The sequence below is a fragment of the Roseobacter sp. TSBP12 genome (assembly GCF_009129705.1).
Lineage (GTDB): Bacteria > Pseudomonadota > Alphaproteobacteria > Rhodobacterales > Rhodobacteraceae > Celeribacter > Celeribacter baekdonensis_A.
Window position 1 is genome coordinate 58,803 of sequence record NZ_PYIB01000030.1, and the last position, 10,801, is coordinate 69,603.

A 10,801-nucleotide genomic window follows, 5' to 3' on the forward strand; every position below is an offset into this window, starting at 1 on the left:
AGGGCAGGATCAGAACGATGAAAAAGTATATTTTGACTGGCACACTGGCCGCGCTTTTGACCCTAGGAGGGCTCTCAGTGCCCGCGCTGGCCGGACCCGAGGATGTTGTCGTCGAGAACGCGTGGTCCCGCGCCTCCATCGGGATGAACCGTCCCGGGGCCGCTTACATGACGATCCGCAACACTGGCGACGAGCCGGTGACGCTGATCGGCCTTACAACACCGCTCGCGATGATGCCCGAAATTCACGAGACGAAGACAAATGCCGAAGGTGTGAGTTCCATGAGCCCGGCGGGGGAGATCGCGATCGCCCCGGGCGAGAGCATCGCGCTCGAACCGGGGGGCCTGCACGCAATGCTGATGCGGCTGCAAGAACCAATGACGGAAGGGGACACTTTTCCGCTGACACTGCTTTTCGACGACGGAGGCGAAGTGACGGTCGAGGTTCCGATCCTCGGCATCGCCGCGCGGGGGCCAGAGGACTGATGCAGCGACGGGCGATCCTGGGGTACGGCGCGGCTGGTGTCGGGGCGGTCGCCTGATGCTCTTCGTCGGTTGGTGGCGGGTCGACGGACCCGGTGCACCCGCACCTGTCGGGCAGCGGCCTGTGACCCTTACCGAGATGGACTTCCGTCTGACGGATCATGAGGGCAACGCGGTCGGGCCGGAAACCCTGATCGGTCGCCCGACGATGGCGTTCTTCGGCTTCACCTACTGTCCCGATGTCTGCCCGACCACGCTTTCTGACATTTCGGGATGGCTCGACGATCTGGGAGACGAGGCCGACGAGATGAACGTGGTTTTCATCACGGTCGATCCCGAGCGCGACACTGTAGAAACGATGGCCGAATATGTCGGCTACTTCCATCCGGCGATCCGCGGCTGGACGGGACCGGAAGAGCAGATAGCGCGCGTCGCGGACGGCTTCCGCGCCACCTACGAGCGAGTACCGGCGGAGAGCGGCGATTACACGATGAACCACACCGCGAGCGTCTTCCTGTTCGCAGCCTCTGGGCGATTCGTCACCATGATCGACTATCACGAGCCCAAAGAATTCGCGGTGCCGAAGATCCGCCGCGCGCTGGAAGAAGAAATGGAGGGGGCGACATGAGGCTCAGAACTTTGGCGGCTTGTGTCGCAATTGCGGGGACGGTTTCGGGAGCGGCTATCGCCATCTCTGATTCCATGTCGAAAGAACCCGTGCCGCCGGAACTTGCCCAGGCAGGTAGCTGGATGCCCCAAGGTCCTGAAGCCCCCCAGAACGTTGACATCCCCGTGACGCTGCCCGCGGCGGCATGGGCAGACGATGCACCCGACCTCAGCCCGCTGCCCCTTCTGCAGGCCGCGTTTGCCGACAGGCCGGTGCAAGCGATCGAGCCACCCCTGTCGACGTGGTCGCGCGACATTGCTCCGGGCGAAACGCTCGATTTCTTGCTGTCAGAGGCCGGTCTTGCGGCACCTGACAGAGCCGAAGTTGCCCTCGCGCTTGGCGCGGAATACGATCTGCGACGGCTGCGGCCGGGGCACTCGGTCACTGTTGCTTCGACCATGGACGGCAGCCCCCGCACCGTCTCAGTCGCCGTCGAGGACGGGGTTCGGATCGAGGTGGTTTTCGGCGAGCAGTTGTCCACACAGGTCGTGGCTCCGGATCCGGAGATCGTAACCCTTGCCGGCGAAGCCGTGATCGACAGCTCGATCTTCGCGGCACTCGACGAAGCCGGCATACCCGCCCGTTTTTCCGTGGACCTTGCGCAGATGCTGGGTGGGACCGTGGATTTCCGCCGCGAGATGGCCGGCGGCGAAACACTAAGGCTTCTCTGGCGTGAGGCGCGGGTCGGCGAGGACAGGATCGGACAGCCCGAACTCGCCTTCGCCGCACTGGACATCGGCGGTTCGCTCTACGAGATCGTATGGCCTGACGACGGCAGCGGTCAGGCGACGATCTACGTCGATGGCGAGGTGCTGCGCGTCTTCGCACAGCCGGTCGAGGGTGCGCGCCTCAGCTCGGTGTTCGGGCGCCGCACGCATCCGGTCTTTGGCAACGTCCGGATGCACACCGGCGTCGATTTTGCAGCGGCACGTGGGACACCGGTTCAATCGACGGCACCGGGGCGGGTTAGTTTCATTGGCTGGCGCGGTGGCTATGGCCGTGTGGTCGAAATCTCGCACGGCTCCGACACCATGACGCGCTACGCGCATCTGAGCGCCGTGCCGGAAGACCTGGCACAAGGCCAACGCGTTGCGGCGGGAGATGTGATCGGCCGCGTCGGCGCGACTGGCACGGCGACAGGTCCGAACCTGCACTACGAAGTCCTCGTGGATGGGCGCCCGACTGACCCCCTCACTGACGACCGGCTCGCCGAAGCAGCCGAGAGCGAAGCGGATGATACCGCCGCGCTCTCGCGTCTGGCCGAGGCGCGCGCGCTTCTGAATGAAAACCTCGGCAGCGAGATTGCCGAAACGACAACCGAAAGGCTCTGACCCATGAAACGCATGACCCAAGCTCTGGCAATCACCCTCGCCCTGTTACCAGCGGCCCAGGTTCTCGCAGAGGCAACGGCGATCGAGGTCCGCAAGACGAACGGTTGCGGCTGTTGCCTGTCTTGGATGAACCATCTCGAAGAGAACGGGTTTGTGCCGACCGGCCAGGACATGTTCGGCGGGCTTCTCGTGCGCTTCAAGCTAGACAACGGCGTGCCGCAGCGCATGGTCTCCTGCCACACCGCGCTCATTGACGGCTACGTGATCGAGGGCCATGTACCGGCCGCTGACATCCGCCGCCTTCTCGAGGAGCGCCCGGACGCCGTCGGCCTCGCTGTTCCGGGGATGCCCTATGGCTCGCCCGGCATGGGGCCAGAAGACGACCGCGAGGCCTATGATGTCTTCCTCATCCGCAAGGACGGGTCGACGGAAGTCTTTTCGAGCTACGCCGAAGGATAATCTGGCCCGCCCATGGAAAATCTGTCTCCGATAATGCTTGGCTTTCTCGGAAGTCTCGCCGCCGGTTCGCTCACGGCAGTCGGAGCAGTTCCCGTGCTGTTTGGGCGCATCCCGTCCCGGGCCACGCGCGATCTGTCGCTCGGCTTCGCCGCCGGTGTCATGCTGTCAGCCTCGTTCTTTTCGCTGATCATCCCGGCATTGAATGCGGCAGAGCCAATGTTCGAGAACGGCGCGATGCCTGCGGCCATCGTGTGCGTCTCGATCCTTCTGGGAATGGGGGCTGTCGCCCTGATGAACGAAAAGCTGCCGCACGAGCACTTCAAGACAGGACGCGAAGGGCCCGAAGCGGCGTCTTTGCGGCGGGTCTGGCTGTTCATCATCGCAATCACGATCCACAACTTCCCCGAAGGCCTTGCGGTTGGGGTCGGCTTCGGATCCGGAGGTATGGAGGGCGGTCTGCCTCTTGCTGTCGGAATCGGGCTTCAGAATGCGCCCGAAGGATTGGCCGTCGCTGTATCTCTGCTGGGCGAGGGATATCCGAAGCTGCGCGCCTGGGGCATCGCGGCGCTGACGGGCATGGTCGAGCCGATTGGCGGCCTGCTCGGGGCCGGGATCATCACACTGTCGGAACCGCTGCTTCCATGGGGTCTGGCCTTTGCCGCGGGCGCAATGCTCTACGTTATCAGCCACGAAATCATCCCCGAAACCCATCGCAGCGGCCATCAGAACAGGGCGACGCTCGGTCTCGCAGTCGGGCTCGTTCTAATGCTGTTCCTTGATGTCTGGTTGGGATGAGGCAATGTCACTAAACAAGGTATCTCCGATGATCGGCGTCTTCGCAGCACTTGCTGCGTTCGCGATCGATCAGATCACCAAAGCCATTGTCGTTGCGAATGCCGTCACTTTAAGCGCCGGGATTCCTGTGTTTCCGGGATTCAACCTCGTCTTTTATCGTAATGACGGCGTGACTTTCGGGATGTTGGGCGGCGCGCGTGGTGGAGCCTCATCGCTCTCGCTCTTGCCATCTGTGTTTGGCTAGGGGTTATGCTGTTTCGCGCCGAAAATGCGGTCGAAACACTTGCCTATGGCGCGATCATTGGCGGAGCCTGGGCAATGTCATCGATCGTGTGCGGTATCGGGCTGTAACAGACTTTCTCGATTTCTACATTGGCACAACACATTGGCCTGCCTTCAACTTGGCCGATGTATTTGTCGTCAGTGGCGTGGGGCTCTTGCTCGCCGCGCCATGGATCAGCGCGCGGCGTTCGATCAAGTCGTGAAGCCGGAAATTCTGAACCGCATCGCTCTGCGCCACCGTTTTCTTTCGCGGGTGACGCTTGGTTTCGTCGCCGGGGCGCTGACCGTTCTGACTTTCCCGCCTTTCTCGATTCTCCTACTCGTTCCCGTTGCCTATTCCGCGTTGTTTGTCGGTCTTCGCGGTCTCTCCTTCGGGCGTGCTTTTCTCGTCGGCTGGGCGTTCGGACTCGGCCAGTTCGGTTTCGGGATTTCATGGATCGCGGAGAGTTTCTACGTCGAGGCCGAGCGGTTTGGGGCGATGGCGATCCCGGCCGTCGCGGGATTGTCCGCAGGTCTCGCGATTTTCCCAGCCATTGCCGCTGTGCTCTTCGCCGAAATCGCGCGGCGCGGAGCCCTGGGCAATCTCCTGGCCTGCCTCCTGTTCGCGACCTTCTGGACCGTGGCCGAGTGGTTGCGAGGTCACGTTCTGACAGGTTTTCCGTGGATCCTCGCCAGCTACGCTCTGGTCGATTACGCCGCGTTGCGCCAGCCCGCCGCCTGGGTCGGAAGCTATGGACTAAGCTTTCTCACCGTGTTCGTCGCGGCACTTCCCGTCGCGGCTGTCATGGCGTCCGGGCGGCAACGACTGACCATCTCGCTCATGGCGCTGGCCGGCATCGCGACGATGTGGGCCGTCGGCACACTTCGCCTCCAGTCGGATACAGAACAGCCACCCGGTGTGGAGCTGCGCATCGTCCAGGGCAACGTTCCCCAAGAGGAGAAATGGGCGCCCGAGAACCGCGAGGCAACCTTCGCGCGTTATCTTGAGCTTTCAACCCGGCGCGGCGATTTCGACGTTCTTCTCTGGCCGGAAACCGCCTTTCCGGGTTTCCTCGATGAGGATACGGAGGCACGGGCCCGCATTGCCGCAGCGCTACCAGACGGCAGAGTGCTGCTTACCGGTGTGCCGGACCGTGTACCGAGCGAGGATGGCACCCGATATTTCAACACGGTCCAGGCATTTGACGAGACCGGCGAGATCCTGACCGGATACGCGAAACACCATCTCGTGCCCTTCGGCGAATATGTGCCATTCCGCGGCTGGTTGCCCATCGAGCGGCTCACGGCGGGTCTGGGCGATTTTACGCCCGGACCGGGCCCGAGAACGCTTGCGCTTCCGGGTGTGCCGCTGGTCGCCGTGGCGATCTGCTATGAGATCATCTTCCCAGGGCATGTGGTCGACGACCTGTTCCGGCCGGACTGGATTTTCAACGCGACAAACGATGCCTGGTTTGGCACCAGCATCGGACCCGAGCAGCATCTGGCTTCCGCACGTATGCGCGCCGTAGAGGAAGGCCTTCCAGTCATCCGAGCCGCGAATACGGGCATCTCTGCGGTCATCGACGCGAGCGGAGAGATCGTTGCGCGGCTCGATACCGGCGAAACGGGCATCATCGACGCTAGCCTGCCCTCCGCGCGACCGCCGACACTCTACGCGAGCTTCGGGGACTGGATGCTGTTGGCGCTCATCTTGGCTTCGTGGAGCTGGGCAATGGCGCCAATGCGACGGCTCACTACCGCCGCATGAGAAAGACCGTCATGCAAAGATGTGGATAGGTGTCCCGTCCTTCACCATTGCATAGATGTCCTCGATCTCCCGATCCGTGACCGCGATGCAGCCAGCTGTCCAGTCGCGGACATTTGTCGGGTCGATGCCGGGGCGTGGGCCACCATGGATGAAGATGTCGCCGCCGGGGGAAAGGCCCTGCGCTTCGGCAAAGGCGATGTCGGCCTCGTTCGGATAAGAGATGCCAATCGAAAGATGGTAGGTGCTGTTGGGGTTTCGCCTGTCGATTGTGTAAACTCCTTCCGGAGTCCGGCCATCCCCTTCGAATTGTTTGTGACCCTCAGGAGCGAAACCCAGCCCGACCGGATAGGTTTGCAAGACGCGATCGGCTCCGTCGAGAACAAGCAAGCGCTGTCCCTTTTAAAGCCGAACACGGGTGACTTCGGGTCCGTCATAGCTGCGGAACTTGCTGGCACACCCGGACAGAAACGCTACCAACCCGCCCAACAGGACGGCGCGGCGGGGAAATCGGATGGTCTTCACTGCTCGATGCCTCTTTGGTGAGGTCTGATATGGACATCACGTTACCTTGCAAATGCTGCGTGATCAATGTCCGTGGGCAAGCGCGGCCTTTGCCATCTGTGGGCCAACCTGCTCACCGCCGGACGGCGGCGCCTTGGCCTCTTGGCTGTTCAGCAGGCGCAGGGCATTGGCCACCACCAGCAATGACACTCCTACGTCGGCTGCAATCGCGCCCCACATCGATGCCAGTCCGAACGCGGTAGCGACAACGAAAACGCCCTTGGTCGCCAAGGAAATACCGATGTTCTGATGAATGATCGACATTGTCCGGCGCGAATGACCGATCAGCCAAGGCACCTTGCCGAGATCGTCGGTCATCAGGCTATATCCGCCGTCTCGATTGCCGCGTCCGAACCAACGGCACCCATTGCGATGGCGTAATGCGCGCGCGCCATGGCCGGGGCGTCGTTGACCCCGTCGCCGATCATGGCCACCATGTCATGCGTTTCGACCAGTTCTTCGATGGCAGTCACCTTGTCTTCGGGCAGAAGCTCGGCACGGACCTCGTCGATGCCGACCTCGGCTGCAACAGCGTGCGCTGTCCGCTCGTTATCACCGGTCAGCATGACGATGGTCTTCACACCCTGCGCGTGGAGCTGCGCCACGATGCCTTTGGCATCCGGGCGGATACGGTCGCGCAATTCCAAGATGCCGGTGACACCGGTGTCGTCGCCCACGGCAACAAGGGTGCTGCCAGCCCCTTCGATGCGGTCGCGCAAATCCTTCGGAATGGCGTCGCCGAAACCCTTCTCCGCGGCAAACCGGTCCGACCCCAGCCAGATCGACCGGCCGTCTGTGCGTCCTTCAAGTCCCCTGCCCGGAACGGTTCGGGTATCTTCCGCGGCGGATACCTTGATGCCGTCGGCTTCTGCCCGCGCAAGAATGGCGCGCGCCAAGGGATGCGAGGAACGTGCCTCCAGCCCAGCGGCGAGGGTCATCAGATCTTGCGCCGAAGCCCCGCCCAGCGGATGCACCGCCGCCACTTCGGGCTCGCCCATTGTGATTGTGCCGGTCTTGTCCATGGCCAGCGCGGTGGTCCGACCCGGTGCCTCGACATAGGCACCACCCTTGATGAGTACGCCCGCCCGCGCCGAAGCGGTGAGCGCCGCGACGATGGAGACAGGAGTCGAGATGACCAGAGCGCATGGGCAGGCGATCACCAGCAGCACGAGTGCATTGTAGAACCAATAATCCCAGGCTCCACCGAAAATGAGCGGCGGCAGCAGGGCAATTGCGATGGCGAGCGCCATGACGATAGGCGTGTAGATGCAGGCGAACTTCGCCACCCACTGCTCCACCGGCGCGCGGCGGGCATGGGCGTCACCGACCATGCGGATGATCTTGGCCAACACGGTATCCGAGGCGGCCTTCGTGGCGCGCACCGTCAGTGTGCCTTCGCCGTTGATCGTACCGGCATAGACTTCGTCGCCCCGTTCCTTTGGGACCAGCGCACTCTCTCCGGTGATTGGCGCCTGATCGACGGCCCCTGCCCCATCGACAACCTCACCATCCAATGGGATGCGGTCTCCGCCGCGCACGACGAAACGTGCGTTGATAGCAACCGCAGAAGCCGGAACGTCCGCTTCTGAGCCGTCATCATTAAGAACTCTTGCCGTCGGCGGCGCCAGGTCGAGCAGAGCTGAAACCGCATTCCTCGCACGCCCGACGCTCCAGCTTTCGAGGTAGAGCGAGAGCGAGAAGAAGAACGCGACTGTCGCCGCCTCGAAAAATTCGCCAAGCCCGATGGCACCGGCCACGGCGACCACCATGAGCAGGTTCATGTCGGGCGACAGCCGCTGAGCGGACGACCATGCCTTGGGTGCCACGAGCCAGACACCGAACAGGATCGCAACCGCGAACAGCCCTGCCTCGACCAGTGGCATCGGCGCTTCGCCGTGACCCGCGAAGAGGCCGAGCGCCCCGCCCATGCCGGTCTCGATGATGTGCCACAGAAATCCCGCGGCCCAGAAGCCTCCACTGAGCGCCGTAAACAGCCGCTGTCTTGCAAGATGGGCCGCCTGGTCGACCGACGCGTTCTCGGCATCCCAGGGCTTGGCGGTCATGCCGGTGCTTGCCACCAGTTCTGCAATTTCGCCGTCCGATACACTGCTGGCGCTGTCGAGAATAGTCATCCGTCCATTGATCACGTCGAACGCGAGATGCTCGGCTCCACCGATCTTCGGACCGACCACCTTGTTCAGGATTGCTACCTCCTCGGCACAATCGAGGCCGGATACCTGAAAACTGCGCCCGCCCGATGGCGCGGGCGTCGTCGGAACGATGTCGCCGCACGTTCCGGCGCCCCCGCAGCAGCTGCCGCCGCTTGTCTGGGCATCTTCGGCGTGATCGTGGTCGTGACGATGGGTGTCGGACGGCATGAATGGACCTCTGGATTCGGGTGCTTTACCATGACATAACCCCTACAGTAGCTAGAGCTTCAAGAGCAAAATACGGTGGTATTTCAGTTTGCTTTATTGCTAGAGGATGCAGTGACCGGCTCTATCACGCCTTTAAGCATGAACAGCCGCTGCAAAGAAAAACAGTCACGAAAGGAAGCTTGATGCGGGTTATGATGCTGAAGCAAAAAATTATGGTCGCAGTGGCGTTGTCGCTTACGGCCGGGTGCGCAGTCCAGCCGACTGGGCCGGGCGACGCGGCAGACCAGCGGGGCAACGTTCCCGAAGCTGTGATTGCATTGGCTGCCCCGGATCAGGATGTTGCAACCGCGCGCTTGGTACCGGAAGACGGGTGCTACTGGTACGAACACAGCGGCCCCGTTGAAACGACCCTGCTGCCGCTGCGAACGGCGAACGGCAATCGTATCTGCACCCCTCGCGAAACTTAACTACGTTTGCCGACCGCTGCTTGGCTTAGCTGCGGGCAGTGACGCTGTCCTCTGCCGAGTAAAGATAGGCCGTAGAGCCGGTCTCGACGTTCGGGTAAAGGTCATTGATATGGGCCATGACCATCCGTACGCAGCCCGAACTTGCGCGGCCACCGATACTCCGTGGGCTCGGAGTGCCATGGATGCGCAGAAGGGTATCGCGATCCCCGACGTAGAGATACAGCGCCCTTGATCCAAGCGCGTTTTCCGGTCCGGGTTCCATGCCATCGGCAATATCAGCATAAAGTTCGGGGTCGCGATTGATCATGCTCTGTGTCGGTTGCCAGTGCGGCCACCTGACCTTGCGCTTGATGGTATAGACACCCGGCTCGTAGAGGTTCCCCCGCGCGATCGCCACGCCGTAGCGCATCGCGGTCCCACCCTCTTCAATGTGGTAGAGATATCGCGCGACCGCATCGACATGGATATCTCCCGGCACGAGACCGTCGTTCGCGACTACACGTTGCGGTAGGAACCGCGGGTGCAATCCCCATGGGTTGGAAGTCTCGGCAACATAATCCTGAGGCGTCACCTGTGCGTCCCACGCAGCCTTCTGCGCCTCGGTTGGCCAACTGTCGGCAAAAGCCACGCCGGGAACGGTCACCGAAAATAGCGCCGTTGTTGTCTGGATGAAGTGTCGTCTTGTCAGCATTTCGTACCCTTTCGGTTCCCGCCGGCGATTGATGGCAAGAACGGCATGTGTTCACTTTCAGTAGATAAGACTTCTAGTAGCTAGAGGTTCAAGGGAATATTTATGTGAACAAGTCGGCGGTCCTTTCAGGCTTAGAGCGCCTGCTACGGTTGCACTTTGTATCAACTGACAAGCTACTCTCGTTGGGCCAGATCTGGTCTGCGCAACAACGCGCTTCTGTTTCGAGAACTCAAAACCTTCATCGCTGTGATTTGCGCAGAACTGGCCGCCCGCCTAAATGAGTAGGGGCCACCAACTCCACACGATTCGGCAGTGGTAGCCCCTGAGTTCAACTGGCGTCTTTGAATTCGGCATATTCACCGCGAACCTGAACGGTCACGGTGGCGGGCTCGCTGTCGCGGTTGCGCCAGAACCAGCCGTGTTCGCCGTCGAACGCGGCGACGATCTCGCCTGCGTCGCCAGTGGAGCCGCGGCTCTTATCATAGGTCACCGACTGACCGCCGCCATGGCCATGCATATCGAAGTTCACGCGACCGCCTTCGACAAAAATCCGGTATTCGACCGTCTGGCCTTCTTCCATCACCAGCTTCCATTCGGCACTGTCACCAGGTGCTAGAGTAAAGGTTATCTCATCGCGCCAGACTTCGACTTCTTGCGCGTGTGCCGCGCCGACGAAGAGCCCGAAAATATCGTTCATCAGGCTCGACTGTTCCTCTGCCTCAAGCTCCATCAGCCTGTCGGCCTCGGCCTCTTCCGCGAGCTGGGTCTTGATCTCGCCCATTTCCGCCAGTCCAAGGACTCCACCGATCCCGGTCGGGTCGATGTTGTATTCAGCGGGCAACACGACGGTCACGAGGATCGCGACGGCGCTGGCGGCCGCGATGGCGGTGGAACGGATCAGCTGCGCGGAGCTTCGCAGTTGTCGCGTTGCCTTTAAATCT

Annotated in this window: 8 protein-coding genes and 4 pseudogenes; 8 read left to right on the forward strand and 4 right to left on the reverse strand. The window is 61.9% G+C overall.

Features of this window, described 5'->3' with window-relative positions:
* Positions 1-17: 17 nt before the first annotated feature.
* From C8029_RS10165 to lnt, 7 genes and pseudogenes are all read left to right on the forward strand, one after another.
* Complete coding sequence (locus C8029_RS10165; protein WP_009573596.1) at positions 18-485, forward strand: copper chaperone PCu(A)C; 468 nt, start codon at positions 18-20, stop codon at positions 483-485.
* Positions 485-1,110 (forward strand): annotated as a pseudogene (locus C8029_RS10170) (SCO family protein). Before C8029_RS10165 ends, C8029_RS10170 begins: the two are co-directional and overlap by 1 nt.
* The gene (locus C8029_RS10175) at positions 1,107-2,480 is read left to right on the forward strand and encodes a M23 family metallopeptidase (protein ID WP_009573594.1); all 1,374 of its coding nucleotides are present in this window, start codon (positions 1,107-1,109) and stop codon (positions 2,478-2,480) included. Before C8029_RS10170 ends, C8029_RS10175 begins: the two are co-directional and overlap by 4 nt.
* A 3-nt stretch (positions 2,481-2,483) precedes the next feature.
* Positions 2,484-2,939 (forward strand): DUF411 domain-containing protein, encoded by a 456-nt coding sequence (locus C8029_RS10180; protein WP_009573593.1) that lies wholly within the window; start codon positions 2,484-2,486, stop codon positions 2,937-2,939.
* A 12-nt stretch (positions 2,940-2,951) separates the two neighbouring features.
* Entirely contained in the window at positions 2,952-3,734 is a 783-nt protein-coding gene (locus C8029_RS10185; protein ID WP_009573592.1) for a ZIP family metal transporter, read from the forward strand.
* 28 nt (positions 3,735-3,762) lie between these two features.
* A pseudogene (gene lspA, locus C8029_RS10190) lies at positions 3,763-4,219 on the forward strand (signal peptidase II).
* Entirely contained in the window at positions 4,186-5,763 is a 1,578-nt protein-coding gene (gene lnt, locus C8029_RS10195; protein ID WP_009573590.1) for an apolipoprotein N-acyltransferase, read from the forward strand. The pseudogene lspA and the gene lnt overlap by 34 nt, the downstream one beginning before the upstream one ends.
* 9 nt (positions 5,764-5,772) lie before the next feature.
* On the opposite strand, the pseudogene C8029_RS10200 reads toward lnt, so the two are convergent.
* A pseudogene (locus C8029_RS10200) lies at positions 5,773-6,285 on the reverse strand (L,D-transpeptidase family protein).
* Positions 6,286-6,348: 63 nt separating this feature from the next.
* Positions 6,349-8,702, reverse strand: a pseudogene (locus tag C8029_RS10205) (heavy metal translocating P-type ATPase).
* A gap of 182 nt (positions 8,703-8,884) precedes the next feature.
* On the opposite strand from C8029_RS10205, the gene C8029_RS10210 reads away from it, so the two are divergent.
* A complete protein-coding gene (locus C8029_RS10210) occupies positions 8,885-9,169 on the forward strand; it encodes a hypothetical protein (protein ID WP_107718016.1) in 285 nt (94 codons plus the stop codon).
* A 25-nt stretch (positions 9,170-9,194) separates the two neighbouring features.
* Here C8029_RS10210 and C8029_RS10215 read toward each other — a convergent pair whose 3' ends face one another.
* Together C8029_RS10215 and C8029_RS10220 are read right to left on the reverse strand one after the other, a co-directional pair.
* Complete coding sequence (locus C8029_RS10215; protein ID WP_107718014.1) at positions 9,195-9,860, reverse strand: L,D-transpeptidase; 666 nt, start codon at positions 9,858-9,860, stop codon at positions 9,195-9,197.
* Between the two features lie 328 nt (positions 9,861-10,188).
* Positions 10,189-10,779 (reverse strand): transmembrane anchor protein, encoded by a 591-nt coding sequence (locus tag C8029_RS10220; RefSeq protein WP_226946300.1) that lies wholly within the window; start codon positions 10,777-10,779, stop codon positions 10,189-10,191.
* Positions 10,780-10,801 lie beyond the last annotated feature (22 nt).